The following is a 26,436-nucleotide window of genomic DNA, read 5'->3' as shown; positions in this document are numbered from 1 at the left end:
CCCAATTGCTGACATGGATCAATGACGAGGCATCCGGCGACATGACATTCAGGTGGAACGCAAACGCCTGGCGCGCCAACGGCGCGGCATCTGCGATGTGGCGAAGAAGAAGGAGCCGGGATGCCAACCGATCCCTATGAGGCCCTCGGGCTGACCAAGGCGGCCACGGCGGACGAGATCAAGAAGGCCTACCGCAAGCTGGTCCGCACCAGCCACCCCGACCTGCACCCGGACGACCCGCAGGCCGAGTCGCGGTTCAAGGCGATCTCCTCGGCCTATGACCTGCTGAAAGACCCGGAAACCCGCGCCCGGTTCGACGCGGGCGAAATCGACGCCTCTGGCGCCGAGCGTCCTCAGCGCCAGTATTACCGCGACTTCACCGATGCGCCGCGCAACGCCTATCAGCAGCGGCAGGGCTTTGGCCCCGACGTCGACCCGGCCGATATCTTCGCCGAGATCCTGCGCAACCGCGGGCGCCAGGGCGGAGGTTACACCGATCAGGGCTTCACCGCGGCGGGACCGGATGCGCGGTATACGCTCGAAGTGCCCTTCCTCGATGCCGCGCGTGGCGCCGAGACGCGGATCACCCTGCCGGACGGCCATAGCCTCGCGGTCAAGATCCCGCGCGGCACCGAAGACGGCCAGACCCTGCGCCTGCGCGGAAAGGGCGGGCCGGGCTTTGGCGGCGGGCCGGCGGGCGATGCCCTGATCACGGTGATGGTGCGCCCGCATCCGGTGTTCCGCCGCGAGGGCGACGACATCCTGATGACGCTGCCGATCACAATCGACGAGGCGCTTCTGGGCGGCAAGGTCACGACACCGACCATTGACGGGCCGGTCGGCCTGACGATTCCGCCAGGCGCCAGTTCGGGCCAGATCCTGCGCCTGCGGGGCCGCGGCATCGAGCGGCCAAGGCAGAAGACCAAGGGCGACCAGCGGGTCGAACTGCAGATTGTCGTGCAGGGTCCTCCGGACTCGGACCTGCGCGATTTCCTGACCTCGTGGCGCAAGAAACAGACCTTCGATCCACGGGCCGATCTGATGAAGAGCGCAGGGACATGACTGAGCGATTTTCCGAAGACGAGGTTGTCACCACGGTCACCCGGCTGACCCGCAGCCAGCTTGTGCGCTATATCGAGGGCAGATTCGTGCGCCCGGAGCGCGAGGCCGGCGGATATGTCTTCCGCCGGATCGACATTGCCCGGCTTGAGCTGCTGTGCGATCTTTCGGTCGATCTGGACCTCGATGAACCGGCACTGGAAATCGTGCTGTCGCTGATCGACCAGCTGCACGCCGCCCGTCAGGATCTGGCGACCATAGCCCAGGCTATGAACCGGTTGCCTGCCGAACGCCAGGCCGAGATTCTCTCGGCCCTGAAGCGGCGCTGACGCAAGGCTGCGGCAGACCGCCGCTTTCGGCGGCGGTTGCCCTTGCGGCAAGCGCTCCGGCATCCTATTCACTGCGCAGGTGAAACGGCCAGAGGCCCCGGCGATGCAATTTCCCCAACGCAGGACGCCTCCCAAGACCGGCACGCCCGGGCGGGACACGAAATCCAGGCTGTTCTGCGGTTCCGGCAGGGAAAAGCCGGGCGCAGGAGAAAGGCCGGTGAGCGATGCGTTCGCCTTCTTCCGCTCCTGGCTCAACGATCCCAAGCGGGTGTCTTCCGTGGTGCCCTCCAGCCCGCGTCTGGCCGAGATGATCACCTCGCAGGTCGATCCCCGGATGGGCCCGGTGATCGAGCTCGGGCCCGGCACCGGCGTCTTCACCCGCGCGCTGGTGAACCGCGGTGTCGCCCCCGCCGATCTTACATTGATCGAGCTTGGCGAAGAATTCCTGCCGATGCTGCGCAAGCGCTATCCCGAGGCCACGATTCTCTCCGAGGATGCCGCGCGGCTGGAGCGGCTCGCGCCCGGCAACCGCCGCCTGCACGGCGCGGCGGTCAGCGGACTGCCGCTGCTGGCAATGCCGCCCGCCACGGTGCTGCGAATCCTGTCGGGCACGTTCCGCCTGCTTGCCCCCGGTGGTCAGTTCTTCCAGTTCACCTATGGCTGGCGCTGTCCGGTGCCCGCCCCGATGCTGCAACGGCTGGGGCTTGAGGCGCATCGCGTGGGCGTGACGCTCGAAAATATTCCGCCGGCGACGGTCTATCGAATTTCACGGATGCCCTTGCACTAGGCGCCGGCAAGGCCGAAAAGGACAGTCCGGATGCCTGCGCCGCAGGCACGGTCGTGAGAATTTCCAGATCGCCCTCACACAACATGTTGACAGTGCAGCGGCGTTGATATCTACATCCTGTTGTCTTGGTGCCCATTACGGACTTTGGGTGAAAAGGGAAGCCGGTGCAAAGCCGGCACTGCCCCCGCAACTGTAAGCGACCAGCCAAGGCCCGTTGATCCACTGGCGACTCTCGCCGGGAAGGAGGGCCGAAGCGACCGAACCGCGAGTCAGGAGACCTGCCAGGACAACGAGAACGAGCCGGTCGGTGGGCCCGGAGGCGTTGAGCAGTTGTGGCGAGCCACCGCTGCCCGCGTCCCTGTGCCCGGCGCCGGAACCTAGGCAGAGAAAAAGGGACACCTGATGAGCATCACCGTCTATTCCAAGCCCGCCTGCGTGCAGTGCACCGCCACCACCCGCGCGCTTTCGGCGAAGGGAATCGCCTTCGACCTGGTCGATCTGACCGAGGATGCCGCCGCAATGGCGCGGGTGACCGAGCTGGGCTATCGCCAGGCGCCGGTGGTCATGGCCGGCGACGATCACTGGGCCGGCTTCCGTCCCGACAAGATCGCCGCCCTGTCCTGACGGACATGGGGGGGCTGGTCTATTTCTCGTCGCGCTCGGGCAATACCGAACGCTTCGTGTGCGCCCTGGGGCTGGCGGCCGACCGCATCCCCATCGCGCCCGAACTGGCGATGCCCGCCCCCCGCGCCCCTTTCGTCCTGATCACGCCGACCTACGCCGACGGCCAGGGACGGGGCGCCGTGCACAGGCAGGTGATCCGGTTTCTCAACGATCCGGACACCCGCCGCCACCTCCGCGGCGTCATCGCCGGGGGCAACCGCAATTTCGGGGCGCTGTTCGCGTCCGCCGGGGATGTGATCTCGCGCAAATGCGGGGTGCCGGTGCTCTACCGGTTCGAACTGGCCGGAACGGCCACCGACATCGCCCGCGTCACAGAAGGACTGGACAGGTTTTGGAAAACGCAATTCTCGACCGCGATCTGAGCGACGCCGCCCCCGCCAAGGCGGTCCCCGCCGAATGGCAGGGCCTCGACTATCACGCGCTGAACGCGATGCTGAACCTCTACGACGACAAGGGACGGATCCGCTTTGACGCCGACCGCATGGCGGCGCGGCAGTATTTCCTGCAGCACGTCAACCAGAACACCGTCTTCTTCCACTCGCTGGAGGAGAAGCTGCGCTATCTGGTCGAGGAAGGCTATTACGAAGCTGCGGTCATCGAACAGTACGACGCTGCCTTCATCGCCCGCATCTGGGACGCGGCCTACCGGGTCAAGTTCCGCTTTCCGACCTTCCTGGGCGCGTTCAAATACTACACCAGCTACACGCTGAAAACCCGCGATGGGAAACGGTATCTCGAACGCTTTGAGGACCGTGTCGTCATGGTCGCCCTGACGCTCGCCCGCGGGGACGAAACGCAGGCGATGGCGCTGATGCAGGAAATCCTCGCCGGCCGCTTCCAGCCCGCGACGCCCACCTTCCTCAACGCCGGCAAAGCCCAGCGGGGCGAGCTGATCTCGTGTTTCCTGCTGCGGGTCGAGGACAACATGGAAAGCATCGGCCGGGCGATCAATTCGTCGCTCCAGCTGTCCAAGCGCGGCGGCGGCGTGGCGCTGATGCTGACCAACATCCGAGAGCATGGCGCGGCCATCAAGGGCATCGAGAACCAGTCGTCGGGCGTGATCCCGGTGATGAAACTGCTGGAAGACAGCTTCTCCTACGCCAACCAGCTCGGCGCGCGGCAGGGCGCGGGCGCGGTCTATCTCAACGCCCATCACCCCGACATCCTGCGCTTTCTCGACACCAAGCGCGAGAACGCCGACGAGAAGATCCGTATCAAGACGCTGAGCCTTGGCGTCGTGGTGCCCGACATCACCTTCGAACTCGCCAAGAAGAACGAGGACATGTACCTCTTCTCGCCCCATGATGTCGAAAAAGTCTATGGCAAGCCCTTCTCGGAAATCTCGGTCACCGAGAAATACCGCGAGATGGTCGGCAATCCGAAGATCCGAAAGAAGAAGATCAACGCACGGCAGTTCTTCCAGACCATCGCCGAGATCCAGTTCGAATCGGGCTATCCCTACATCATGTTCGAAGACACCGTGAACCGGGCGAACCCGATCGCCGGACGCATCGCCATGTCGAACCTCTGTTCCGAGATCCTGCAGGTCAACGAAGCGTCGCAGTTCAACGACGATCTCAGCTACAAGCACCTCGGCACTGATATCTCCTGCAACCTCGGATCGCTCAACATCGCTAAGGCGATGGACGGCGGCGATCTGGGCGCCACTGTCGAGACGGCGGTGCGCGCCCTCAGCGCGGTCAGCGAAATGTCGGCCATCGACTCGGTGCCCTCGGTGCGGCGCGGCAACGACGAAAGCCACGCCATCGGCCTTGGCCAGATGAACCTGCACGGCTTCCTCGCCCGCGAACGCATCCACTATGGCTCGGCCGAGGGGATCGACTTCACCAACATCTATTTCGCCACCGTGCTCTACCACTGCCTGCGCGCCTCCAACGCATTGGCGCGCGAGCGGGGCGAGACCTTCCGCGGCTTCCGCGACTCGACCTATGCCGACGGGTCGTTCTTCGACAAATACGTCGAACGGGACTGGCTGCCCGAAACGGAAGCGGTGAAGGCGGTGTTTGAGAAATTCGGCATCGCCGTGCCCAGCCGCGCCGACTGGGGCGCGCTGAAAGAGGCGGTGATGAAGGACGGCCTCTACAACCGCAACCTTCAGGCGGTGCCGCCAACCGGCTCGATCAGCTATATCAACAATTCTACCTCCTCGATCCACCCGATCACCTCCAAGATCGAGATCCGCAAGGAAGGCAAGATCGGCCGCGTCTATTACCCGGCCGCCTTCATGACCAACGACAACCTGGAATACTACAGGGACGCCTACGAGATCGGTGCCGAGGCGATCATCGACACCTATGCCGCGGCGACCCAGCACGTCGATCAGGGCCTGTCGCTGACGCTGTTCTTCAAGGACACGGCCACCACGCGCGACATCAACCGGGCGCAGATCCATGCCTGGAAGAAGGGGATCAAGACGATCTACTACATCCGTCTGCGCCAGATGGCCCTTGAAGGGACCGAGGTGCAGGGCTGCGTGTCCTGCTCGCTCTGAGGATTCACATCATGAAAGACATGACCCACACCCGCCCGATCCCCCGCGCGATCAACTGGAACCGGCTTCAGGACGACAAGGACCTGGAGATCTGGAACCGCCTCACGGTCAATTTCTGGCTGCCGGAAAAGGTGCCGCTGTCCAACGACATTCCCAGCTGGTCGCAGCTGACCGAAGAAGAACAGCGGCTGACCATCCGCGTCTTCACCGGGCTGACGCTGCTCGACACCATCCAGAACTCGGTCGGCGCGCCCTCGCTGATGCCCGATGCGGTCACCCCGCATGAAGAGGCGGTGCTGACCAACATTGCCTTCATGGAGGCGGTGCACGCGCGCTCCTACTCCTCGATCTTCTCGACCCTCTGCTCGACCGCCGAGGTCGACGAGGCGTTTCGCTGGTCGGAAGAGAATGCGCAGCTGCAGCAGAAGTCGCGCCTGATCCTCAGCGAATACGACGCCACGGCCAACCCGCTACGCAAGAAGGTGGCAAGCGTCTTCCTGGAAAGCTTCCTGTTCTACTCCGGCTTCTACCTGCCGATGCACTGGTCCAGCCGCGCGCGGCTGACCAATACCGCCGACCTGATCCGCCTGATAATCCGAGACGAGGCGGTCCACGGTTACTACATCGGCTACAAGTTCCAGCGCGGCATGGAGCGCCTGTCCGAAGCCGAGCGCGCCGAGATCAAGGACTTTGCCTTCGCCCTGATGTTCGACCTCTACGAGATCGAATGCCGCTATACCGAAACGCTCTACGATCCGCTGGGGCTGACCGAGGACGTGAAGGCCTTCCTGCACTACAACGCCAACAAGGCGCTGCAGAACCTCGGGTTTGAATCGCTCTTCCCGGATGAACTCTGCAAGGTGAACCCGGCGATCATGGCGGCGCTCAGCCCCAATGCGGATGAAAACCACGATTTCTTCTCCGGCTCCGGCTCGTCCTATGTGATCGGCAAGGCGGTGGCGACAGAGGACGATGACTGGGATTTCTGATCCCGGCTCGGGTGGTCGGTCCTAAGTCTCTGAAACCAGAACTATAAATCCGCTTGACCTGAAGCACGCTTGAGATCCTAGAACCGGGTTCGTCACAAGGAGACCGACATGACGAACCCGAACCTGACCGCCGCCGAAACGGATAGCTTCGTCTCCTGGCGCGAGTTTCTGACCAGCTCTTATGTGCCCGCCCTGGTGCTGGTCTGCCTCGCCGTCTGGCTGCATGCGGCGGACAGCCTGATCGTCGCGACAATGCTGCCCTCGGTGGTCGAGGAGGTCGGCGGCGCGGCGCTGGTCGGCTGGGCCGTCGCCCTCTATGAAATCGGCTCCATCGTGGCCGGCGCGGCCAGCGCGCTCCTGACCCTGCGATATGGCCTTCGCCTGCCGATGAGCCTGGCCGCCGCGCTGTTCGGCATCGGCTGCCTGCTGAGCGCGATCAGCCCCACGATGCCCCTCGTGCTTTGCGGGCGCGCTCTTCAGGGTCTGGGCGGCGGCGGTCTCGTCGGGATGGGCTTCGTGGCGGTCGGCGCGCTGTTCCCCGCGCGCTACATGGCCCGCGCCCTGGCCGCGGTCTCGGCGCTCTGGGGTGTCTCGGCCTTCCTCGGGCCGCTGATCGGCGGGCTCTTTGTCGAATACGCGACCTGGCGCTGGGGCTTTGCCTTCTTCGGGGCGCAGGCCTTCGTCCTGGCGCTCTGGATCGCCCGGCGGCCGGACGAAGAGAGTGCCGCCCTGTCCGGCGAAACACCCTCCTTGCCGATCCGGCGGCTGGCCCTGCTCTGTCTGGCAGTGGTCCTGATCGCCGCCGCCGGCATCCGGATCGACCCGCTCCGCACCGGCGGGCTGGTGCTGGGCGGGCTGCTCTGCCTCTTCCTCTTCCTGCGCCTCGACGGGCGGGCAGGGGCCGGGCGTCTGCTGCCGGCGCGTCCCTTCGATGCGCGCCACAGCACCGGGGCGGCGCTGCTGATGATCCTGTCGCTCTCCATCGCCACCATCGCCATCACCGCCTTCGGGCCGCTGCTGGTCACCACCATTCACGCGGCCTCGGCCCTGACCGCCGGCTATATCGTCGCCTGTTCCTCGATCGGCTGGACCGTGGCGGCGGTGCTGGTCAGCGGCTCGCCCGAACGCTTCGACCGGCATCTGATCGCCGCCGGCATGTCGCTTGTCACCCTCAGCATCCTCGGCTTCCTTTATGCCGTTCCCGCCGGGCCGATCTGGCTGATTGCGGTCTGCGCCGGGGTCGAAGGCGCCGGCTTCGGCCTGTCCTGGACCTTCATCCTGCGCCGCACCACCGCGCTGGCCGACGCGGGCGAGGTGCAGCGCATCTCGGGCGCGATCCCGACGGTGCAGCGGCTGGGCTACGCGCTGGGCGCGGCCTATGTGGGGATTGTCGCCAATGCCTCGGGCCTGCTGACGATGACCGGCCCCGCCGAGGCCGGCGCCGTGGCGCGCTGGATCTTCGCGGCCTGCCTGCCCTTCGCCGCTCTGGGTCTGGTCGCGATGATCGGGCTTGTGCGCCGGCAGGGGGGCGAGGGGGCATAACCGCCCTCAGCCCTTCGCCGCCGCCCGCGTCGCCGCCTGCCGCCGGGCCTGCCGATAGCGGTCGAACTGGGTATCGGCGATCACCCCGATCAGGATCACGCTGCCCATCACCGCAAAGTTCAGCGAAGATGGGATACCCAGCAGGTTCACCAGGTTCTGCAATTCCTGCAACAGGATCACCCCCAGACAGACGCCGATGATCGACCCTTCGCCGCCGCGCAGGGAAAACCCGCCCAGTACCGCCGCCGCGATTCCATAGAGCTCGTAGAAATTGCCATGCGACGAGGGCTGCACCGACCGCGTGTACATCGCGAAGAAGATCGCCGAGAGCGCCGTCAGCACCGCGCAGATCACATAGGCCGAAACGATCACCCGCCGCGTGTCGATCCCGGAATACCGCGCCGCCTCTTCGTTCTTGCCGACGGCAAACAGGTGGCGGCCAAACACCGTGCGGTGCAGCACATACCAGGACAGCAGCGCCACGATGAGGAAGGCGATGAAGGAATGCGGCACGCCTGCCGTGCGCCCGACAGTCAGCCACTCCAGTGTCGGAAAACTGCTGCCAAAGGGAAAACCCGCCGTGCCATCCGCCGTGTAGAACCTCGCCACACCGCGATAGATCAGCAGACCGCACAGGGTGACGACGAAGGGCTGCAACCGCAGGCGCGTGATCAGAAACCCATGCATGACTCCGATCACCGCGCCCAGCACCAGAACCACCGCCATCGCCACCGGCCAGGGGACGCCGCTGGCGATCAGGTCGATGAAGACCACGCCCAGAATGGCGATGACCGAACCCACCGACAGCTCGATGCCCCCGGTCACGATGACAAAGGCTTCGGCAATCGAGAACAGCCCGAACAGCCCGATCAGGTTGGCCGTATTGGCCAGGTTCACCGGCGAGATGAATCGCGGATTGATCAGCGCCACCACGATGCCGACGGTTATCACCAGGCTCAACAGCCCCAGATCCTTGCGCAACATGGTCCTGCCTCCCTATGCCACCGCCAACCTCAGGATCGCCTCTTCCGTCATCCGGTCCTGTTCCAGGATGCCCGCGATCCGTCCGCGCGCCATCACCGCCACGCGGTTCGACACGCCGATCACCTCTTCCATGTCCGACGAGATCATGATGACGGCTACACCCTTGTCGGCCAGCGCCTGCATCATCGCATAGACCTCGGCCTTGGCGCCCACGTCGATGCCGCGCGTCGGTTCGTCGAAGATCATCACCGCCGGATCCATCGCCAGCCATTTGGCCAGCACCACCTTCTGCTGGTTGCCGCCCGACAGTTCCGCAACCGCGCGGCGCAGGTGCGCCACCTTGATCGCCAGACGGTCCCGGCTCTCCTCGGCCAGCGCCAGTTCCGCGCGGTCGTTCAGCCGCCCGCCCCGGCATAGCCGCCCGAGGCTGGGCAGGCTGGTGTTCTCCGCCACCCCGAAATCCAGCAGCAGCCCCTGCACCTTGCGGTCCTCAGGGACCAGGCATAACCCCGCGCCGATGGCCGCCGCGACCGATCCCGGCGCCAGCGTCCGCCCGTTCAGCCGCACGCTCCCGCCCGCCACAGGGTCGATCCCGAAAAGCGCGCGGGCCAGTTCGGTGCGCCCGGCCCCGACCAGACCGGCCAGACCCAGAATCTCGCCACGCCGCACCGTCAGACTGACCGGACTATCCGCATAGGCCAGCGTGCGCAGCCCGTCGATTTCAAGCAGCGGCGTCCCCGCATCGTGCCGGCCGCGCGGATAGAACCGTTTCACATCGCGCCCGACCATAATCCGGACCATCCGGTCGCGTCCGATCTCGTCACGGGCAAGTTCTCCGGCCAGCCGGCCATCGCGCAGGCCGACAACCCGGTCGGCGATCTGCTCGATCTCGGTCAGGCGATGGGTGATGAACAATAGCGCCACGCCATCGCGGCGCAGATCCCGCATAACCTCCAGCAGGCGCTGCGTCTCGCCCAGGGTCAGGCTCGACGTCGGCTCGTCCAGGATCACCAGCCGCGCCTTCGCGGCCAGCGCCCTCGCGATCTCCAGCAACTGCTGATCGGCGAGCGACAGACCCAGAACCGCATCGCGCGGCCCGAACCGCGTGCCGAGCCGCTCCAGGATCGGCTGCACCACCGCCTCCATCGCCGCGCGGTCCATCCGGCCCAGCCGCCCGGTGCGGATTTCGCGGCCCAACAGCACGTTGCCGGTCACGTCCAGATTGGTGAAGGGGTTCAGCTCCTGATGCACAAAGGCGATGCCCATCGCCATCGCCTGCGGCGGGGTCAGCGCGTCGAACCGTCTCCCGTCAACCGTGATCGTCCCGGCGTCGGGCGTGATCGTGCCGCCCAGCACCTTCATCAGCGTCGACTTGCCGGCGCCGTTCTCGCCGATCAGCCCGACCACCTCGCCGCCTGTCACCGACAGCGACACATCCGCCAGCGCCACCGCGCCCGGATAGATCTTGGTGACGCCGTCCAGCGCCAGCGTGATCGGGTCTGAAATCCTGCTCATCCGGCGCCCCTTATGGTGTCAGACAAGAAAGAGGCTGCGCCGCAGTGGAGGGTTGCGGCGCAGCCAGTCAAACGGCGGGGAGTGCCACCGTCAACCTCCGAGACGCTCCCGGAGCTCTTTCTCGAACGCATCCACGTTGGTCTTGTCGATCACCTTGGTCGGCACGATGATCAGACCATCGGCGGGCACGCCCGATTTGTCGCCGGACAGGTAACTCGCCATCAGCTTCATGCCCTGATAGCCCCACTGATACGGATCCTGCACCACGGTCCCGGCAAAGCTGCCCTCGCGCACCGCGCCCAGGGTCACCGGATCCTCGTCAAACGCGATCACCGTCACCTCGCCCAGTTTCCCGGCGGCCTGCAGGGCCTCGTAGATCTTGGGCGGGTTGTAAGAATAGAAGCCCACCATGCAGTTGATGTCCGGGTTTGCCGCCAGCACGTCATCGACGTTCGACCGCGCCCGCGCAAAATCCACGTCATCGCCGCGCACATCGACCAGTTCGATCCCCGACCCCTCGACCGCCTGGCGGAAGCCCGCGATGCGCTCCACCGCGTTGTCCGCGCCCAGGAAGCCGACAAAGCCCATGCACTTGCCTCCACCCGGCAGTGCGCCCTTGGCGATCTCGCCCGCCTGCACCCCGGCCGCGGTGTTGGATGAGCCGAGATAGGCGATCCGGTCGCTCTGCGGAGCGTCGCTGTCTGTGGTGAACAGCGGCACCTGCGCGGCGATCCGGTTGAAGGCGTCGATCGAATTCTTTGGATCGGCCGAGGAAATCATGATTGCGTCCGTTCCGGCGGCCACCAGATCGTCCATCAGCTGGTTCTGCGCCGCCGCCGTACCCTGAGCGGGATAGCGGAACTGCAAGTCGTAGTCCGACAACTCCGCCTGCGCGGCCTTCACCCCGGCCTCGGCCAGCTTCCAGAAGTCGGATGCGGCGTTGACCACGAAGGCCATCGCCGGTTTCTCCTGCGCCATGGCCGCGCTCGCGGCCAGCGCCAGTCCTGCCATCGCGGCAGCGGTCTGTTTCAGCATGTCGTCCTCCCTGGGCCGTTACGGCCCGTTTCGATCTGCGCCGCTCTCCCGGCGGCTGATAATATTACCAACGATCTGGGGCGCGCGGGTATCGCGCGTGCAATCCCTGCGGGAAAAGGGCCGGGGCGTTGCCCGGCCCCGCTCTCAGTTGTCCTTGCAGAAACCGGGATCGTCCTGGTTGCAGACGTCCAGCCCGGTATAAAGCGGATCCTCGACCGTCTCGCCCTTCAGCAGCTGCAGCATCACATCCGGCGCGCGCAGCCCCATTTCGAACGGCCGCTGTCCGACCTGCGCATGGCTGCGCCCGTCGCGGAAGGCCTGGGTCTGCGGCGGCAGCGTGTCGCCCGCGATGATGATCAGGTCCTTGCTCTTCAGCTTGTCCATCACCTGATCGGTCACCTGCGCATAGGCCTGCGGCGCGAATTGTGCCCAGCCGCCGATCAGGATGAAGGCGTCCAGATCCGGGTTCGCGGTGAACACGTCCGACATCTGCTGGTTGGCCAGATCGGCCTGGTCGTTGGTGAAGACCGGGCAGCCCTCGACCTCGGTCCAGCCCTTCTGGCCGGTCAGACGCTCGATACCCTTCTCTCCGCTCGCCGTATCGCGGAACCCCTGCGCGCGGGCGTTGATGTTGTCCGCGGCCACGTTGCCGAGTTGCAGGCAGACCGAGCCGCCCTCGGGCTTCAGCTTGGCGGCCTCTTCCGCCATCTTGACGCCCATCAGGTAGTTGTCGGTGCCAAGGTAGGTCTTGCGCAGGTCGCGGTCGGCCTCCAGGAAATCGGCGTCGATGGTCATGATCGGCAGCGACGGCGCCATCTGCCGGATCCGGTTCGCCATCGCCGGCGCGTTCGAGGGCGAAATCGCAATCGCCGCCACCCCGGCCGAGATCAGGTCATCGACGATCTGCACCTCGCCCGCCTCGTCCGCCGAGGATGCGGGACCGGTGTAGAGGCACTCGTATTCGCTGCCCGGATTGTCGGCGAGCCACTTCTGGCAGCCAAGGTTGATCTGTTCGAAAAACGGGTTGTCCAGCCCCTTGACCACGATGGCCAGGGTCTTGGCGTCCTGCGCCAGGGCCGGTGCTGCCGCGACAGTCGCCGCGAGCGCGTAAAGTCCAAGCTTCCAAGTCATTGATTTTTCCTCCCTAATGACTTTTCTTCGCCGCGGGTTTCTCTCCAGTCACCCCGGATACCAGACCCTGCGCACGTCTTTTTCGGCGCGCTGATAGGTCCATGCCCGCTCGATCATCTCCTCAAGATCGACGTCGGGCGCCCAGCCCAGCCGCTGGCGCGCCTTGCTGTTGTCCAGCCAGTTGCCGTGGAACGGCGTGCGGATTTCGATGGCCTCCGTCCCGTTGCGCCGCTTCAGCAGGGCGGCCAGCCGGCCGTAATCCACCGGCTCGTTCATCGTGATGTTGAAGGTCTCGCCCGCCGCCGCCGGATGCACCAGCGCCGTCAGCGCGGCCGAGACCACGTCGTCCACATGTACAAAACTCCGCCGCAGCGGCTCGCCATTCGCGGCGATCATCAGCGGCACAAGCCCCTCCTGCCAGGCCCGCTCCAGATCGGCCTGCGGCATCAGGTCGGCCCAGGCCGGACCGCCGAACTGGTCGGGGCCGAAAACCATCGCAAAACGGAAATCGTCCTTTTCCATGATCCAGGGCGCCCGGATACAGCAGGTGTCGATCCCGTACTGGATGCGATACTGCTCCAGCATCACCTCCTCGATCACCTTGGTCAGCGCATAACAGCCCGGATAGGCGCGGCGCGGCGACTCCTCGGTGATCGGCGAATCGTAGGGCTGGAAGATGTGGCCGACCGCGCAATCGCCGCCCAACAGGACGAAGCGCTCGGCCGTCTCCGACTGGCGGAACGCCTCCAGCAGCAGGAACATGCCCTTCACCGCCACGTCGATGGCCAAATCCGGGCTCTCCTTCACCGCCGCCAGATGCAGCACATGCGTGACGCCCGCCATGGCCCGCGCAACATCCTCGCGGCTGGCGATCGATCCGTTCACCACCTCCACCCCGTCCAGCGAAAGCCCGCGGTTGTGGCACAGCGCCACCACCTGCGCCTCGGCGAAACGCGCATCCCGTGGCGGCGCCGCAAGCACGTTCTGTCCGACCTTTCCAGTCGCGCCGGTCACAAGCAGCCGCATCACTCCCCCCGAAATAATACGCAAACGATATTTACTAATATCAATAAGTCAAGTAGCGGATAATATGAGGAGGCGCGTTTTCGGGACGGGACAACACGGACCAGAAAGCGCAGACTGACATCATCGCGGGACGAGGGGGGAGCCATGTCTCGATTGAAACTGTCGGGGGTCGCCAAGCACTTTGGCGCGATCCAGGCCTTGCAGGGCGTCTCGCTCGACGTGGCGCCGGGCGAGGTGCTCGGGCTGATGGGCGACAACGGCGCAGGCAAGTCCACGCTGGTCAAGATCATCGCCGGCAACTTCCTGCCCTCGGCAGGCACGATCCGGATCGACGACAAGCCGGTCCAGTTTCACCGCCCCGTCGATGCGCAGGACGAGGGGATCGAGGTCGTCTATCAGGACCTCGCGCTCTGCGACAATCTCACAGCGGCCTCGAACGTGTTCCTGGGACGCGAGGCGATGCGGCGGGTCGGGCCGCTTCGCATCATCGACTATCCCGCGATGAACCGGCGCGCGGGCGAGCTGTTCCGCCAGCTGAAATCGGAAACCCGACCCCGCGATCTGGTGCGCAAGATGTCGGGCGGGCAGCGCCAGGCGGTCGCCATCGCCCGCACCCTGCTGTCCGAACCCAAGATCGTCCTGATGGACGAACCCACCGCCGCGATCTCGGTGCGGCAGGTGGCCGAGGTGCTGGACCTGATCCGCCGCCTGCGCGACCGGGGCATCAGCGTGATCCTGATCAGCCACCGGATGCCCGACGTCTTCGGCGTGTCCGACCGCATCGCCGTCCTGCGCCGCGGCGAATTGGTGGCGAACAAGGCGACCGCCGCCTCCTCACCCGAAGAGGTAACGGGCCTGATCACCGGCGCCATCGAAATGGCCTGAGCGGAGAAAGACATGACCACGATCGACGACGTCATCGGCCGCAGCGAGCACCGCAACCTTCTGTCCCGCATCACCGGACTGCCGGTCTTCTGGGTCTTCCTCGCCGCCGTGCTGGCCTGTCTGTCGCTGACCCTGCTCACCGACACCTTCGCCACCTCGCGCAACTTGTTCAACGTGACCCGCAACTTCGCCTTTGTCGCGATCATCGCCATCGGCATGACCGCCGTCATCGCCTCGGGCGGCATCGATCTGTCGGTCGGCTCAACGGTGGTGCTGACGGCGATGGTGATCTCGGTCCTGATGTCGGGTGGCATGTCCTTCGCGTTCGCCGCAGCTCTCGCGATATGCGCGGCACTCGCGGTCGGCTTCGTCAACGGCATCCTGATCGCCTATGTCGGGATGCCGCCCTTTGTCGTCACGTTGGGGATGCTCTCGGCCGCGCGCAGCCTCGCCATGGTGTTGTCCAACAACAAGATGATCTGGGAATTCGGCCCCGACCACCAGCTGCTGCTGTGGATCGGCGGCGGCTCCACTTTCGGCCTGCCCCACCCGCTTTTCGCACTCCTTGCGCTTGGCATCGTCACGTCGCTGGTCTTCCGCTGGACGCGCTGGGGCCAATACGTCTTCGCCATCGGCGGGAACGAACAGGCCGCCACGCTGACCGGCATCGCGGTCAAGCGGCAGAAGGTGACGATCTACATGTTCTCGGCCTTCACCGCCGGGATCGTCGGGATTCTGATGACCGGCTGGCTCGGCTCGGTCACCACCAACCTCGGCCAGTCGATGGAGCTTGCGGTGATCGCCGCTGCCGTGATCGGCGGTGCCAATCTGGCAGGCGGTGAAGGCACGGCTTTGGGCGCCGTGGTCGGCGCCCTGCTGATCGAGGTCATCCGCAACTCGCTGATACTTCTTGGCATCTCGACATTTTGGCAGGGCATGTTCATAGGGACGTTCATTATCGTTGCTGTCGCATTCGACAGGCTCCGCAGTCAGCGGGCCTGAGAAGGAGTTGCGATACGCGCAGGAAGGGCCAGTGAGATGACGTCGAAGCCGACCATGATGGATGTGGCGACCCGGGCCGGGGTGTCGCAGGCGACGGTTTCGCTGGTCCTCAACGGCAGTCCCGGCACCCGCTTCAGCGACGCCACCCGCGCGAAGGTGCATCAGGCGGCCGAAGAGCTGGGCTACCGGCTGGTCCGCCGAGCCCAGTCGCCCGCACCGGCGGAAACCAAGGTCATCGCCTTCATCGCCGACGAACTGACCGCCGACCCGTGGATGGCGCTCGCCTTCGAAGGCGCGCGCGAAAAGGCGCTGGCGCAGGGCGTATCGGTGACGCTTGCGATCAGCCGGGGCGGCGACATGCCGGACGAGACGGTGTTCAACCAGTTCATGCAGGGGCCGCTGCTGGGCTTCATCTACGGCACCATCCTGACGCGCGAGGTCGAGCCTCCCGCGCCGCTGTTCCAGGTGCCTTCGGTCTTGCTCAACTGCTATGACCGCAAGCGCCGCCTGCCGTCCGTCCTTCCAGGCGATCTGGAAGGCGGGCGCGCGGCGACCGAACGGCTGATCCGCGCAGGGCGTCGCCGCATCGCCATCATCAACGGCCAGGACGGCCTCGACGCCTCGCGCGACCGGTTGCGCGGCTATCGCCAGGCGCTGGCCAGCAACGACATGAGCTTCGACCCCGAGCTGGTCGAATGGGGCAACTGGGAGCCGCAGGCAGGTTACGACGGCACACGACGCTTCCTGTCGCTGAAACAGCCGCCCGACGCGATATTCTGCGCCAACGACCTGATGGCCGTCGGCTGCTACGAGGCGCTGAAAGAGGCGGGGCTGCGCATTCCGCAGGACATGGCGGTGATCGGTTTCGACAATCGGGAAATTGCCCAGTTCATGCGCCCGCCGCTCACGACGCTGGTGCTCCCGCATTACGATATCGGCGAGGCCGCGACCGAGTTGCTGTTCGACCTCGCGGGCCGGCTCCAGCCACGCCACGATCAGATCAAGGTCGAATGCCAGCTGCTCGAACGCGGATCGGTCGAAGTTCAGGACGATGGCGCCGCCGGCGCAACCGAGGCCGGCTCGCGGATCGCAGGCTGACCGCGTTCTCGCACGTTTGGAAAAAAAGGGCGCAAGGCGTTCCGGCTGCTCCGAACGCCGGTCCGTAAAGTTACAGATATTGGCCGCCCGATTTCGACAGATATGCCTCGGCAGCAAATGTAGTCCTATAGAATGAGCGCAGGGGACTATTCAGTCTTTTCCATCCCATGGAATTGATGCGTCGACCAAATGGAAAATGCCATTTCCAGAGAAACCAATCACGAGTTTCACTCTGCAGGGCATTCTTTAAAAAAAACGGCCCGCCGTAAAGGCGGGCCGCTTGGAAAGAACGCTCACTCTACCTTAATGAGAGTGCCGATCTGAGATTACTTGTCGTAGGTCGGAAGAGCTTCCATCTGCTCTTTCGTCATCGAGATATAAACACGCACGTCGTCGCCGCCGTCTTTACGCAGGATCTGGAGATCGTCCATCGAAAGCTGGACGGGCTTTTCGCCGATCCCGAGAAACCCACCGACATCAACGATGCTGCTGGTGATCTTGCCGTCGTCGCTGAGAATCAGTTCCGACACTTCGCCGATCCACTCGTTGTTCGAGTCATAGGCAGCAGCACCGGTCAGCATTTCGGTGGTCAGGTCTTCCTTGGCGGCAGTGGTGTAACCATCGTACTGCACGGCTGCAGTGTTGTTCGCCATGCCGTTGTTGGTGTCCTTCACCGTATCGTTGACAGCCGCTTCGGTCTTGGTTGCGGCGTTGTCAACGGCAGCGGCCGTTTTGTCGGCAGCATTGTCCACGGCAGCAGCGGTCTTGTCGGCAGCGTTATCGACGGCTGCTGCGGTCTTGTCTGCAGCTTTGTCGATGGCGGCGCCGGCATTCTCAGCAGCCTTTTCGGTCTTCATTTCAGCCGTTGCGGCCTTGGTTTCAACCGAAGCTTCGGCCTTTTCCCAGGTGTATTCCGGGGCTTCTTCGAAGTTTGCGCGCGATGCGTTCATCACCAGGAAGAAATCGCTTTCGTCTTCCGGGGTCGCAGTGTCGGCCACGAAGCGGATGGCGCTCATGTCCACGGCGACCTGACGCTCGCCAATCCCAAGGAAGCCGCCGATGTCGACCAGAACGGCCTCGACTTCGCCATTGCGCGACAGGATCACGTCGTTGATCTCGCCGATGTCTTCCCAGTCCTTCTGGACGCCTTCATAAGCTTCGTTGTCCAGCTGGGCTTCCGAGCTGTAAACGCGCTTGCCGATGAAATTCGACGCGTGAATTTCCATCGGGTCAGCCGAGGGGCGGAAAATTTCGCCATCCGCTGCATATGCGGTACCGGCGAGGGCGATAAGTGCTGTCGAAATCATAAGATTTTTCATGATTTGGATCTCCTTTGGTTGATCTTTCATGGCGCGGTGGCGCTTGCATACCCAACGTGCTCGTGCGAGGCGGGTTCCAAAAAATTGTGTGCGTCGTGCATTTCGTTTCATGCCCAGCGTCGCGCGAATACCGGTGTGCCTAAAAGAAGAACCGGACCGGGTTTCCCCGATCCGGCTCTGACCACCGCTGATCCTGAAACTTAGGATCGCGAACAAGGTGCGGTGGCGTTCTATATGGTCGATGCCGGATCAGACCGGCGGCTTGCCCTGAACCGCGCGCGCCACCATGGCGACGACGAAGAGGATCAGGAAGACCACGAAGATAATTTGCGCAATGCCAGCCGACGCGCCGGCGATGCCGCCGAAACCGAGAGCAGCTGCGATCAGTGCGACGACGAGAAAGGTAAGTGCCCAACCAAGCATGTTGTTTACTCCTGTTACTGTTGCAATTCCGAATTTCCGATGCCTTTCAAACGCCCGGGCTCTGAAATCGGTTCCCTGCGACGACAACAACCACTCCCTGCGACGACAACAACCACGGCCTCGCGCGCGGGCGCGAGACGGATACATAGAGGTCTCTATAGGGAACCGGCCCAGCCTGATGGCGTTTGACCTTCAGAAATCAATCGAAAGGACAACATCATGGAAATGAGCATGCTCAATCTTTCGGGTCTCGGCGGCCTTCTTCTTCTCGCGCTCGACATCTGGGCGCTGGTGTCGATTTTCGGCTCTTCGGCCTCCACCGGCCGCAAGGTGCTGTGGTCGCTTCTCGTATTCCTCCTGCCGCTGGTCGGCTTCCTGATCTGGCTGGTCGCCGGGCCGCGCGCGGAACCGCGCCACGTGTAACGAAGTCGCTCAGAGGCGCCGGAACCCGCGCGCCTCTGAGCACGTTGTCATGACAGCGAGACGGACGCGCCGCAGGGGCGGCAGCGCCGGCAAACGCAGCCTTATGGAGGGTGACGTGACTCAGGAAACACTCAGCAAAACCGTCAAAGATACCGTCAAGGAAACCGCGCAGGTCGCGAAGGACGAACTGTCCCAGGCCGCCGACCGCGCGAAGGATGTCCTGCGCGCCGAAGCTCAGGCCCGCGCCGAAACCGGTAAAGACATGGTGTCCGATCAGGGCCTGCGCCTGGCCGACAGCCTGCGCAGCGACGCCGACGACCTACAAAGCAGGATACAGAACGTGGTGGCCAGCAGCGTCGCCGACCTGTCGGAAGAACTGCGCCACACCAGCCTGACGACGCTCATCGAAGGAACCGAGCGGTTTGCACGCCGCAACCCGGGTGCCTTTGTTGCAGGCGCTGCGCTGGCAGGCTTTGCGCTCGCACGCTTTCTGCGGGCCAGCAGCGTGAACGACGACGAAGACACCGTCCTGATCGCGGGGCCGGAGGCGCATTCCTGATGGAGGAACTGCCGCCCAGACCTGCAAGCGCGCTGTTGTCCGACGCGATCCAGGCCCTCTCCGACCTTGTGCGGGGCGAAATCGCTCTGGCAAAGGCCGAGATGACCGACAAGTTCCGTCAGGCTGGCGCGGGCGTGGGCCTCGTGGTCGCTGGTGCGGTGGTGGGCCTTGTTGCTCTGAACACGCTCGCCGGAGCCGCTGTGGCGGGGCTGGTGGCGCAGGGTATCGCGCCGGGCTGGGCCGGATTGATCGTTGCGGCCGGCGCGGCGGTGCTCGCCCTTGTCCTGATCGGTCTGGGTCGCAAGGCGCTGTCGCCCGGGAATCTCATGCCACGCCGAACGGCAAAGAACGTCCGGCGTGACGCAACCACTGTCAAGGAGACACTCAATCATGACACACCACACTGACACTCAGAAGATCGAAGCCGATCTGGAACGCAGCCGCTCGAAGCTCGGCTCGACTCTCGATGAACTGCAAGAGCGGGTCTCGGTCGAGAACCTCGCCAAGGAAGCGCTGGGCATGGTGCGCAACAACGCTGCAGCTTATGCCAGCTCGATAGACAGCGCCGTCCGCGCCAACCCTCTCGCCCTGACTCTGACGGGCATCGGTCTGGCATGGCTGGTCTTCGGCAATCGCAAGCCCACTCCAAGCCCACGCAAAACCGTGATCAACCGGTGGGAAGACGAGGGCGGCCGCCCGGCGCCGGCCTATGCGGACCGTGCCGACGATGTGGAAGACGCTCACCCCTGGGCCGACAAGATCGATGCCCTGCGCGCCAAGGCCTCCAAGCGCCTGCGCGAGATCGAGCGCGAAGCACGCTCGCAGGCCGGCGATCTGCGCGACTATGCCGCCGACCGGGCCGCGGTGCTGAGCAAGTTCACCGAGGACATGCGGTCGAGCCTGATGGAAGAGCTCGACGGGCTGTCGGATGCCGCCAAGGTGCGGATCGTCAAGGCACGCGAAGCGGCCTATGCAGCCCGTCTGCGGGTCGGACAGACTGCCCGTGCCGGAACGGTCGAGGCAGAGCGCATGGTGAACGAGCATCCGATGGTAGCCGGCGGTATCGCCCTGGCACTTGGCGCGGCCTTTGCTGCGGCTCTGCCGCGGACGCGGGTCGAGGATCGCACCTTCGGCGCAGAAAGCGACCGTCTGATGTCGGCAGCCGCCGCCGAATTGCGGACCGAGCGTGCCCGTCTCAAGAAGATCGCCGCCGGTGTGGCAGACGAACTGGAAACCGCTGCGAAGAAAACGGCTGACGACGCTGCCGACAAGGCCTCGGAAATCGCCGGAAACCTGCGTGACCGGGCCGAATCGGAAGCCAAGAACCCGTCGACCCCCCGCAAGCCCGAAAAGATCAGCTGACGGGCCTGACATCGCTCTCGCCCGGTAGGCTCGTCCTTTCGATTGCCGCGCGCGGGACGATAGACCGGCAGCCGCACCATTCTGCGGCTGCCGGTTTTCTTTTGTCCGATCGTGAAACACGTCAGCGCAAAAAAACGCCGCCCCGAGGGACGGCGTTTTTCGTAAATCGGGTATCTCGGCTCAGAGGCCGTTCATCCAGCTGTCAACTTCGCGCTCGGCCTCATCCTTGGCCTTACCGTATTTCTCCTGGACGATGCCCACGAGCTCTTCCCGACGGCCTTCGGCGCTGTGCCATTCGTCGTCGGTGATGTCGCCCCACTTGGCCTGAGCCTTGCCTTTGAGCTGCTTCCAGTTACCTTCGACTTGATCCCAGTTCATCATACACTCCTTCGCATTGGTGAAGTTCGTTATGTCAATTCAACGTCTGGCCGATGCATAAGGTTCCTTGAGGAATGCCGACACAGGAGCTGGCGCAACCGACTTCGGGCGGCAGTCACGGAACCTTCACACATCCTTGAGCGTTCACAATTCGGATCTTGGGGAGTCATCCAACTTGGAAACAACCGAACGGCTCGCACGGCTTTCGCTGATTGCGATTGGCATCGTCGTGGTTCTGGCCGCATTGGACGAAGCTGAAGGCATCTTTGCACCGTTGTGCCTGGCCCTGGTAACAGGTGTGGTCCTGTCGCCGCTTTCCGATTTCTGGGAAAAACGCGGCTTCTCCCCCGCCTGGGGCGCGATGATCGGTCTGATCGTCGCGCTGCTGGCCGTGGGCGCCATCGTGCTGACGTTTCAGCCCGTTATCGCGCGTCTGGTCGCCCAGGCACCCAAGGTCTGGGCCGACATGCAGGACGTGGTGCGTGACCTACGCGGCCTGATGCGCGGGCTTTCCGATGTCAGCGACGGGGTGGCCAAGGCGATTGCACCGGATTCCGGCAACGGACCGCCCGCGGCGAGCAGCGAGGAAGCGATGGCCATGCCCTCGGTCGCAACTGCCCTGATGTATGCGCCCGCCATTCTTTCCCAGATTCTCATCTTTGCCGGCGCGTTGTTCTTCTTCCTGCTGACGCGCAGCGAAATCTATTCCTGGGTCGCTGTCCGGTTGACGGACACGGGCAGCCGCGTGGCGCTTGGCCAGCGACTGCGCCGTGCCGAGCGCAACGTCGCCCGCTATTTCCTTACCATCACCCTGATCAACGCCGGTCTCGGAACCCTGACGGCCCTGGTGTTCGAAACGCTGGGCGTGCGCGATGCCGTTGTGTGGGGCGTTCTGGCCTTCCTGATGAATTTCGTGGTTTATCTCGGCCCGGTCATATTCATGGTCGTACTGCTCTTTGTGGGCGTCGCCGAATTTGACGGAGCAATGTCTGTCGCGCCGGCCTTTTCCTACATGATCCTGAATGGCATCGAGGGGCAATTCGTCACGCCCAGCCTGATCGGCCGCAACATGTCGGTGAACCCGTTGCTCGTCTTCCTCTCGCTGATCTTCGGGTTGTGGCTGTGGGGTCCGATCGGCGGTATCGTCGCCATTCCGCTGCTGCTCTGGGTGCTCGTCCTCAACGACGAGATCAAGGAAAACATCCCGCCGCCTCCACGGCCCGACTGAGTTCGGATCGGACGTAGCTCAGACCATTTCTTCCGGGATCAGCGGGACCTCTGCAGCGTCAGCGTCGGCGGCCTCGGCATCATAGGGCAACACGAACCCCAGCCGGTCGCCCGGCTGTTTGCGCATGTTCTCGATCGCGAGACGGCGCCATGCCGTCACGGCGCGCGCGCTGTCGAAGAAGGCGTCGCCAGCGTCCTCGGGCAGCCAATGGCTGAAGATCGCGCGACGCAGAGATTGCACGGCGCGCCGTTCAGAGATCAGCACACCAGCCTCGGTATCCCAGCGCAGGCTGCGCCCGTTCAGGTTGGCCGATGATACGATGGCAGCGGTTTCGTCGAAGATCGAGACCTTGGCGTGAATATAGACCAGCGGCGCGCCATGCAGCCTGTCGCGGCCATCGCCTTGGGCCGGACGCGGCTGGGCCGCGCCGGCGACGAACAGACGCCGCCCGAAAGCTTCGTGCAGGATCTTCAGCGCGCGTCCCTGCAGGAACTCGCCAAACCGCGCGTCCAGTCCCGTGCGACGCTGAAACGCGATTTCTTCCGGTGCGCCAGGAAGGATCAGGATCATGCAGAGGTTCGGATTGTCGTGCGCCAGATTAGCAAAATAGCGGGCGAGCTTCAGATCCCGGAAATACTGGGTTTCCAGATAGATCAGTCGGCGCGACCGTCGCGCGCAATGCTCGTGCGCGGTCGAGATCTCCTGAACGACCGTCGAGGGACCGAAATGCAGCGACGAGCGGCGCCGGGGGACCGACATGGTGCGCAGCAGGCGGCGGCAGCGCTTGGGCTCGGCCCGGCCCGCCGTCACGTCCAGGAAGGTCTCCAGATGGGTCTGCGCCTCGGCCACGGCCGGTCCCTCCAGCAGCAGCTGCACATCGTGCCAGGTCTGGTCGGCCTCCTGCTCGTGACGGGGCGTGTCATAACGGCGCTCGTTCAGGTCCAGCCCTCCGATGTACAGTCGGCTGCGGTCGAAGACGGCCAGTTTCTGATGGTGTGTCGCCGGATAGAGGCAGGGCAGGGGCCAGCAGCGCGGGCGATACTTGCCGTTTCGCCGCCGCACCAGGCGGTCGGCGAGGCCCGGCATATCCCGCACGTCGGTCTCGCGGACCTCCGGCGCGCGGCGGTTCAGCCAGCCTGCGGCACGGAACTGGCGGGACAGGATCAGAGGCCAGAAGGCCAGCCGCGGCAAAACGCCGGTGCGCGCCGGGTGCATCGCCGGCACCACGCGCAGCTTTGCCTTCGGGCCTGCCACTTCGGCCGCCGCGATCAGATGGCGATACGACCGCCAGGTCATCTGATGCAGGGCGGGCCGGACCACCGGATCGAAGTCTGTGATGACAATGTTCAGCGCGACGCCGCGTTTCAAAGTGTTGACGATAAGGTCGAACCAGGTCTCGCCGACCGCACGGGCCTGGGACGAACGCAGGCGCGTCGTCAGGTCGAAGATCCGAAAACTTGCCCAGATTTCCGTATGCGCACGCAGGAATTCCCGCTCGAAAGCGGGGTAAGCCTGTTCGGCCGTGAGCAGAGTCTGCATACTTGCCCGCATCGAGTTGAACTCAAACTTTTGTTGCATGGAAACGAAATCTGGATCTGGCTTGCCGCACGTGCATTGACAATTAACGCGACGCTTCGCGCGCCGGTTCCGTGGCTTACGCAGACTCAGCCGCAGCGTTGCGTTCTTCGCCGTCCGAAAGTGGCCGTAATTCGAAATTTACTTTCAGTTCAAATGTATCTTCGTTTTCCGTCCGTTCGACCGTGCCACCCAGTTGCATGGCAAAGGCCGAGAGAAGCTGAGTGCCAAGGCCACTTTCCTGACCGGCCTTGACTGCCGCATCGTGGTCGCCCTCCGGAGAGGCGCGCCTGTGGCCCGAAATCGTGTTGCCGACGGTCAATTCGGCGCGGGTGTCGCTCGGGCGGGTCAGGCGAACCCACAGCTCGGCCGGTTTGGTGGCCTCGGCGTTCTGGGAATACTTGATCGCATTGGTCACCGCCTCGGAGACCAGCAGCGCCATCGGCACCGCCTGATCCGGGGTCATGCGGATATCGGCAAAGTCGCTGTGCACGGTCAGGCGACGGTCGGGGCGATCCGCCATCGACGTGATCTGGCGCACGATGCTGGCCAGCAGCTCGTCCGTATGGATGTCCGACAACCCGGCCGTCTGATACAGTTCGCGGTGAATTGTCGCCAGGCTCATCACGCGGTCCTGCAGACCTTTCATGATGCTTTTGGCTTCGGCGGAATGCGTGCGCCGCATCTGCATGTTCATGATCGAGGCGATCAGCTGCAGGTTGTTCTTCACTCGGTGGTGGACTTCGCGCAGCAGGACTTCCTTCTGATGGACAATATCCTCCATCTCGGCTTCGTCGTGCAGGATCGTCTCGGTCATCCGCTCGTAGGCACCGGCCATCTCGCGGATCTCGATCGGCGCCATGCGGACGTCAATGTCGCCCACCATGCGGTTGCCGCTGGCAAAGAGCTTGATCGACCGGCTGAGCTTGCGGATGTGACGGTTCACGAGCCGTTCAGCGGCCAGCCAGGCCACGATCAGGCTGACGATCCACATCAGCACCGGGAACAGGATCGGCGCTGCGCCCAGCAGACCGCTGGTGGCGTAATCGTCCTCGGGCGGCCAGGATCCCAGAGCATAGAGCTCGTTCGGCACCAGCGGAACAACCGAAAATATCCGCTGCTCTCCGGACACGGACTCGGCCGAGAACGAGAAGGCATCGTCCCCCACCAGAGCGGCCAGTGCGCGGTCGCGCGGAAGCGCCCGTTCGATTTCCTCTATACTCCGTGACGACGTCAGTACGCTGCCGGTCGCATCGTAGGTGATCATGGTCAGCGGCCGCACCTCGTCGGGGGCAGAGGTGGCCGAAGCGATGCGCAACCCCGAGTGCGGCAGCGACAGGCTGACCAACCCCCGGTACGACCCGGCCTCGTCAAACACCGGGTGCGAGATCACCAGAACAGATGAACGCGACACCAGTCCCACAGCCTTGACCGCGAAGGAGGTGCGCTTCTCTGTCGAGGCGCGCTGAAAGAGGGGGTCCGCCGCAAAGTCGAAGGTCGTGCCGGCCGAGTTGCAGGTGCTTATGCCGTTTTCCGGAACGTAGGCGATCAGCGAATACTGGCTGTCTTCCGAAACCAGCCGCTCCATAAGCTGCGCGCACCCGTCCGGGTGGTGCACCATTGGCCAGACCGCATTGGCGAGCACGGTTGCCGACCCACGTGCCTGCTGGATCAGCCGCAATTCTGCGCTCGCCGCGCGCATGGTTTCGCCCATGAGCGCTGCTTCCGAGCGTGCGAGAGATTCCTCTCGCACTGCAAGAGATTTCATCACCGAAATGAGGGTCAAAGGCAGAAGAACGATCGCCAGAATGAACGCCACGCGATAGCCAAGGCGTTCCTGCAATCGGCGCCACGGGGGCGCCTTCTTCATGCTGCCTGAATCCCCGACGTTCCAAGAACCGCGATGGTCGCGCCGTCCGCCCCGGAAATAGGATCTTCGCCATCTGCCAGACCCAGCAATTCGCACAGGCGCGATCGGGCGCGGCTCACCCGGCTCTTCACGGTGCCGACCGCAACACCGGTCATGTCGGCAACTTCCTCGTAGGAAAACCCGGAAGCGCCGGCCAGAATCAGCACTTCACGGTGTTCGGGAGAAAGCTCGGCAAAGGCGCGGCGGAAATCGGTCATGGCAAGGCGGCCATCGTGCGCGGGTTTTTCATAGAGTTTGGCGGCATGAACGCCATCGCTGTCGGACACCTCCCGCTTGCGCTTGCGCTTGAGCGAATAGAAGGTGTTGCGCAGAATTGTAAACAGCCAGGCGCGCATGTTTGTCCCGGCCTGAAACTTGTCAATGTTGGTCCAGGCCTTGACGATCGTTTCCTGCACGAGATCGTCGGCAGCAGAGGCGCTGCCGCTCAAACTGATCGCAAAGGCCCGCAGAGCCGGCAAGTGTTCCGGGAGATCGTCTCGCGGATCGCCAGAAGCTGTCATTGCTTGGCTTCCTTTTGACGCAATTTCTCGAGCAGATCCTTGAAACGGTCGGGAACCTGTTCCTGCAGCGCTTCCTGATAGACCCGTTTCAGGTTCTCATCGATCTGCGCTTGCAATTTTGACGTCTCTTCGCTCTTTGTCATCGCGTGCATATGCCTGGC

The 26,436-nt window shown here is 64.2% G+C and carries 28 protein-coding genes and 1 riboswitch; of the genes, 16 read left to right on the top strand and 12 right to left on the bottom strand.

Annotated elements, in window-relative coordinates:
- Positions 1-120 precede the first annotated feature (120 nt).
- The 8 genes from ACFO5X_RS05365 (at position 121) to ACFO5X_RS05330 (ending at position 7,902) form a co-directional block, all read left to right on the top strand.
- Entirely contained in the window at positions 121-1,062 is a 942-nt protein-coding gene (locus ACFO5X_RS05365) for a DnaJ C-terminal domain-containing protein (protein ID WP_380716209.1), read from the top strand.
- Positions 1,059-1,388, top strand: a complete 330-nt coding sequence (locus ACFO5X_RS05360; protein ID WP_380716208.1) for a chaperone modulator CbpM — start codon at positions 1,059-1,061, stop codon at positions 1,386-1,388. Before ACFO5X_RS05365 ends, ACFO5X_RS05360 begins: the two co-directional genes overlap by 4 nt.
- Before the next feature lie 217 nt (positions 1,389-1,605).
- Positions 1,606-2,175 carry a class I SAM-dependent methyltransferase gene (locus ACFO5X_RS05355; RefSeq protein WP_380716207.1) on the top strand — a complete coding sequence of 190 codons (570 nt, stop codon included), beginning with the start codon at positions 1,606-1,608 and terminating at the stop codon, positions 2,173-2,175.
- A gap of 109 nt (positions 2,176-2,284) precedes the next feature.
- Positions 2,285-2,475: riboswitch (cobalamin riboswitch) on the top strand.
- Positions 2,476-2,577: 102 nt separating this feature from the next.
- Positions 2,578-2,799 carry a glutaredoxin-like protein NrdH gene (gene nrdH / locus ACFO5X_RS05350; RefSeq protein ID WP_380716206.1) on the top strand — a complete coding sequence of 74 codons (222 nt, stop codon included), beginning with the start codon at positions 2,578-2,580 and terminating at the stop codon, positions 2,797-2,799.
- 5 nt (positions 2,800-2,804) lie between these two features.
- A complete protein-coding gene (nrdI, locus tag ACFO5X_RS05345; RefSeq protein WP_380716205.1) occupies positions 2,805-3,221 on the top strand; it encodes a class Ib ribonucleoside-diphosphate reductase assembly flavoprotein NrdI in 417 nt (138 codons plus the stop codon).
- A 68-nt stretch (positions 3,222-3,289) separates the two neighbouring features.
- On the top strand, positions 3,290-5,371 hold the full coding sequence (gene nrdE, locus ACFO5X_RS05340; protein ID WP_417765074.1) for a class 1b ribonucleoside-diphosphate reductase subunit alpha: 2,082 nt from the start codon (positions 3,290-3,292) through the stop codon (positions 5,369-5,371).
- 11 nt (positions 5,372-5,382) lie between these two features.
- The gene (gene nrdF, locus ACFO5X_RS05335; RefSeq protein ID WP_380716204.1) at positions 5,383-6,360 is read left to right on the top strand and encodes a class 1b ribonucleoside-diphosphate reductase subunit beta; all 978 of its coding nucleotides are present in this window, start codon (positions 5,383-5,385) and stop codon (positions 6,358-6,360) included.
- 108 nt (positions 6,361-6,468) lie between these two features.
- The gene (locus ACFO5X_RS05330; protein ID WP_380716203.1) at positions 6,469-7,902 is read left to right on the top strand and encodes an MFS transporter; all 1,434 of its coding nucleotides are present in this window, start codon (positions 6,469-6,471) and stop codon (positions 7,900-7,902) included.
- Positions 7,903-7,908: 6 nt separating this feature from the next.
- On the opposite strand, the gene ACFO5X_RS05325 is transcribed toward ACFO5X_RS05330, so the two are convergent.
- The 5 genes from ACFO5X_RS05325 to ACFO5X_RS05305 form a co-directional block, all read right to left on the bottom strand.
- Complete coding sequence (locus ACFO5X_RS05325) at positions 7,909-8,886, bottom strand: ABC transporter permease (protein WP_380716201.1); 978 nt, start codon at positions 8,884-8,886, stop codon at positions 7,909-7,911.
- A gap of 12 nt (positions 8,887-8,898) precedes the next feature.
- Entirely contained in the window at positions 8,899-10,401 is a 1,503-nt protein-coding gene (locus ACFO5X_RS05320) for a sugar ABC transporter ATP-binding protein (RefSeq protein ID WP_380716200.1), read from the bottom strand.
- Positions 10,402-10,491: 90 nt separating this feature from the next.
- A complete protein-coding gene (locus ACFO5X_RS05315; protein WP_380716199.1) occupies positions 10,492-11,436 on the bottom strand; it encodes a sugar-binding protein in 945 nt (314 codons plus the stop codon).
- A gap of 144 nt (positions 11,437-11,580) precedes the next feature.
- Positions 11,581-12,567 carry a substrate-binding domain-containing protein gene (locus ACFO5X_RS05310; RefSeq protein ID WP_380716198.1) on the bottom strand — a complete coding sequence of 329 codons (987 nt, stop codon included), beginning with the start codon at positions 12,565-12,567 and terminating at the stop codon, positions 11,581-11,583.
- A 48-nt stretch (positions 12,568-12,615) separates the two neighbouring features.
- Positions 12,616-13,593, bottom strand: coding sequence for an NAD-dependent epimerase/dehydratase family protein (locus ACFO5X_RS05305; RefSeq protein ID WP_380716197.1), 978 nt, complete (start codon positions 13,591-13,593; stop codon positions 12,616-12,618).
- Positions 13,594-13,737: 144 nt separating this feature from the next.
- On the opposite strand from ACFO5X_RS05305, the gene ACFO5X_RS05300 reads away from it, so the two are divergent.
- The 3 genes from ACFO5X_RS05300 to ACFO5X_RS05290 are packed head-to-tail and all read left to right on the top strand — an operon-like array spanning position 13,738 to position 16,578.
- Complete coding sequence (locus ACFO5X_RS05300; protein ID WP_380716196.1) at positions 13,738-14,478, top strand: ATP-binding cassette domain-containing protein; 741 nt, start codon at positions 13,738-13,740, stop codon at positions 14,476-14,478.
- A 12-nt stretch (positions 14,479-14,490) separates the two neighbouring features.
- On the top strand, positions 14,491-15,480 hold the full coding sequence (locus tag ACFO5X_RS05295; RefSeq protein WP_380716195.1) for an ABC transporter permease: 990 nt from the start codon (positions 14,491-14,493) through the stop codon (positions 15,478-15,480).
- A gap of 36 nt (positions 15,481-15,516) precedes the next feature.
- The gene (locus ACFO5X_RS05290; RefSeq protein ID WP_380716194.1) at positions 15,517-16,578 is read left to right on the top strand and encodes a LacI family DNA-binding transcriptional regulator; all 1,062 of its coding nucleotides are present in this window, start codon (positions 15,517-15,519) and stop codon (positions 16,576-16,578) included.
- Between the two features lie 326 nt (positions 16,579-16,904).
- On the opposite strand, the gene ACFO5X_RS05285 is transcribed toward ACFO5X_RS05290, so the two are convergent.
- Entirely contained in the window at positions 16,905-17,897 is a 993-nt protein-coding gene (locus tag ACFO5X_RS05285; protein WP_380716193.1) for a PRC-barrel domain-containing protein, read from the bottom strand.
- A 249-nt stretch (positions 17,898-18,146) separates the two neighbouring features.
- Positions 18,147-18,320 carry a DUF1328 domain-containing protein gene (locus ACFO5X_RS05280; RefSeq protein WP_189680745.1) on the bottom strand — a complete coding sequence of 58 codons (174 nt, stop codon included), beginning with the start codon at positions 18,318-18,320 and terminating at the stop codon, positions 18,147-18,149.
- Between the two features lie 219 nt (positions 18,321-18,539).
- Here ACFO5X_RS05280 and ACFO5X_RS05275 point away from each other — a divergent pair, with 219 nt between their 5' ends.
- The 4 genes from ACFO5X_RS05275 to ACFO5X_RS05260 all read left to right on the top strand — a co-directional run bounded on the left by ACFO5X_RS05275 (position 18,540) and on the right by ACFO5X_RS05260 (position 20,664).
- Complete coding sequence (locus ACFO5X_RS05275; RefSeq protein ID WP_380716192.1) at positions 18,540-18,743, top strand: PLD nuclease N-terminal domain-containing protein; 204 nt, start codon at positions 18,540-18,542, stop codon at positions 18,741-18,743.
- Positions 18,744-18,858: 115 nt separating this feature from the next.
- Positions 18,859-19,302: a hypothetical protein gene (locus tag ACFO5X_RS05270; protein ID WP_380716191.1), complete on the top strand. Its 444-nt coding sequence runs from the start codon at positions 18,859-18,861 to the stop codon at positions 19,300-19,302.
- On the top strand, positions 19,302-19,709 hold the full coding sequence (locus tag ACFO5X_RS05265) for a phage holin family protein (RefSeq protein ID WP_380716190.1): 408 nt from the start codon (positions 19,302-19,304) through the stop codon (positions 19,707-19,709). The genes ACFO5X_RS05270 and ACFO5X_RS05265 overlap by 1 nt, the downstream gene beginning before the upstream one ends.
- A complete protein-coding gene (locus ACFO5X_RS05260; protein WP_380716189.1) occupies positions 19,693-20,664 on the top strand; it encodes a DUF3618 domain-containing protein in 972 nt (323 codons plus the stop codon). The genes ACFO5X_RS05265 and ACFO5X_RS05260 overlap by 17 nt, the downstream gene beginning before the upstream one ends.
- 180 nt (positions 20,665-20,844) lie before the next feature.
- Here the strand turns inward: ACFO5X_RS05260 and ACFO5X_RS05255 are convergent, their stop codons facing one another.
- Complete coding sequence (locus ACFO5X_RS05255) at positions 20,845-21,042, bottom strand: CsbD family protein (protein ID WP_380716188.1); 198 nt, start codon at positions 21,040-21,042, stop codon at positions 20,845-20,847.
- 175 nt (positions 21,043-21,217) lie between these two features.
- Here ACFO5X_RS05255 and ACFO5X_RS05250 point away from each other — a divergent pair, with 175 nt between their 5' ends.
- On the top strand, positions 21,218-22,270 hold the full coding sequence (locus ACFO5X_RS05250) for an AI-2E family transporter (protein WP_380716187.1): 1,053 nt from the start codon (positions 21,218-21,220) through the stop codon (positions 22,268-22,270).
- A gap of 18 nt (positions 22,271-22,288) precedes the next feature.
- Here ACFO5X_RS05250 and ACFO5X_RS05245 read toward each other — a convergent pair whose 3' ends face one another.
- The 4 genes from ACFO5X_RS05245 to ACFO5X_RS05230 all read right to left on the bottom strand — a co-directional run bounded on the left by ACFO5X_RS05245 (position 22,289) and on the right by ACFO5X_RS05230 (position 26,418).
- Positions 22,289-23,809 (bottom strand): phospholipase D-like domain-containing protein, encoded by a 1,521-nt coding sequence (locus ACFO5X_RS05245; protein ID WP_380716186.1) that lies wholly within the window; start codon positions 23,807-23,809, stop codon positions 22,289-22,291.
- A 115-nt stretch (positions 23,810-23,924) separates the two neighbouring features.
- Positions 23,925-25,715 (bottom strand): sensor histidine kinase, encoded by a 1,791-nt coding sequence (locus tag ACFO5X_RS05240; RefSeq protein ID WP_380716185.1) that lies wholly within the window; start codon positions 25,713-25,715, stop codon positions 23,925-23,927.
- The gene (locus ACFO5X_RS05235) at positions 25,712-26,275 is read right to left on the bottom strand and encodes an RNA polymerase sigma factor (protein WP_380716184.1); all 564 of its coding nucleotides are present in this window, start codon (positions 26,273-26,275) and stop codon (positions 25,712-25,714) included. Before ACFO5X_RS05235 ends, ACFO5X_RS05240 begins: the two co-directional genes overlap by 4 nt.
- A complete protein-coding gene (locus ACFO5X_RS05230) occupies positions 26,272-26,418 on the bottom strand; it encodes a NepR family anti-sigma factor (protein WP_380716183.1) in 147 nt (48 codons plus the stop codon). Before ACFO5X_RS05230 ends, ACFO5X_RS05235 begins: the two co-directional genes overlap by 4 nt.
- Positions 26,419-26,436: the final 18 nt, after the last annotated feature.

Origin of the sequence: Seohaeicola nanhaiensis, from assembly GCF_042654245.1 — a bacterium.
In the GTDB taxonomy this organism is placed as follows: domain Bacteria; phylum Pseudomonadota; class Alphaproteobacteria; order Rhodobacterales; family Rhodobacteraceae; genus Seohaeicola_A; species Seohaeicola_A nanhaiensis.
This window is presented reverse-complemented; position numbering and strand designations above follow the sequence as displayed.

Coding starts and splice junctions, on each gene's coding strand:
- ACFO5X_RS05300 (WP_380716196.1), top strand. CDS start 13,738: ATGTCTCGATTGAAACTGTCGGGGGTCGCCAAGCACTTTGGCGCGATC.
- ACFO5X_RS05260 (WP_380716189.1), top strand. CDS start 19,693: ATGACACACCACACTGACACTCAGAAGATCGAAGCCGATCTGGAACGC.
- ACFO5X_RS05295 (WP_380716195.1), top strand. CDS start 14,491: ATGACCACGATCGACGACGTCATCGGCCGCAGCGAGCACCGCAACCTT.
- ACFO5X_RS05325 (WP_380716201.1), bottom strand. CDS start 8,886: ATGTTGCGCAAGGATCTGGGGCTGTTGAGCCTGGTGATAACCGTCGGC.
- ACFO5X_RS05285 (WP_380716193.1), bottom strand. CDS start 17,897: ATGAAAAATCTTATGATTTCGACAGCACTTATCGCCCTCGCCGGTACC.
- ACFO5X_RS05255 (WP_380716188.1), bottom strand. CDS start 21,042: ATGAACTGGGATCAAGTCGAAGGTAACTGGAAGCAGCTCAAAGGCAAG.
- ACFO5X_RS05360 (WP_380716208.1), top strand. CDS start 1,059: ATGACTGAGCGATTTTCCGAAGACGAGGTTGTCACCACGGTCACCCGG.
- ACFO5X_RS05230 (WP_380716183.1), bottom strand. CDS start 26,418: ATGACAAAGAGCGAAGAGACGTCAAAATTGCAAGCGCAGATCGATGAG.
- ACFO5X_RS05320 (WP_380716200.1), bottom strand. CDS start 10,401: ATGAGCAGGATTTCAGACCCGATCACGCTGGCGCTGGACGGCGTCACC.
- ACFO5X_RS05310 (WP_380716198.1), bottom strand. CDS start 12,567: ATGACTTGGAAGCTTGGACTTTACGCGCTCGCGGCGACTGTCGCGGCA.
- ACFO5X_RS05265 (WP_380716190.1), top strand. CDS start 19,302: ATGGAGGAACTGCCGCCCAGACCTGCAAGCGCGCTGTTGTCCGACGCG.
- nrdI (WP_380716205.1), top strand. CDS start 2,805: ATGGGGGGGCTGGTCTATTTCTCGTCGCGCTCGGGCAATACCGAACGC.
- ACFO5X_RS05290 (WP_380716194.1), top strand. CDS start 15,517: ATGACGTCGAAGCCGACCATGATGGATGTGGCGACCCGGGCCGGGGTG.
- ACFO5X_RS05315 (WP_380716199.1), bottom strand. CDS start 11,436: ATGCTGAAACAGACCGCTGCCGCGATGGCAGGACTGGCGCTGGCCGCG.
- ACFO5X_RS05245 (WP_380716186.1), bottom strand. CDS start 23,809: ATGCAGACTCTGCTCACGGCCGAACAGGCTTACCCCGCTTTCGAGCGG.
- ACFO5X_RS05240 (WP_380716185.1), bottom strand. CDS start 25,715: ATGAAGAAGGCGCCCCCGTGGCGCCGATTGCAGGAACGCCTTGGCTAT.
- nrdF (WP_380716204.1), top strand. CDS start 5,383: ATGAAAGACATGACCCACACCCGCCCGATCCCCCGCGCGATCAACTGG.
- ACFO5X_RS05280 (WP_189680745.1), bottom strand. CDS start 18,320: ATGCTTGGTTGGGCACTTACCTTTCTCGTCGTCGCACTGATCGCAGCT.
- ACFO5X_RS05330 (WP_380716203.1), top strand. CDS start 6,469: ATGACGAACCCGAACCTGACCGCCGCCGAAACGGATAGCTTCGTCTCC.
- ACFO5X_RS05235 (WP_380716184.1), bottom strand. CDS start 26,275: ATGACAGCTTCTGGCGATCCGCGAGACGATCTCCCGGAACACTTGCCG.
- nrdH (WP_380716206.1), top strand. CDS start 2,578: ATGAGCATCACCGTCTATTCCAAGCCCGCCTGCGTGCAGTGCACCGCC.
- ACFO5X_RS05365 (WP_380716209.1), top strand. CDS start 121: ATGCCAACCGATCCCTATGAGGCCCTCGGGCTGACCAAGGCGGCCACG.
- ACFO5X_RS05305 (WP_380716197.1), bottom strand. CDS start 13,593: ATGCGGCTGCTTGTGACCGGCGCGACTGGAAAGGTCGGACAGAACGTG.
- ACFO5X_RS05275 (WP_380716192.1), top strand. CDS start 18,540: ATGGAAATGAGCATGCTCAATCTTTCGGGTCTCGGCGGCCTTCTTCTT.
- nrdE (WP_417765074.1), top strand. CDS start 3,290: ATGCTGAACCTCTACGACGACAAGGGACGGATCCGCTTTGACGCCGAC.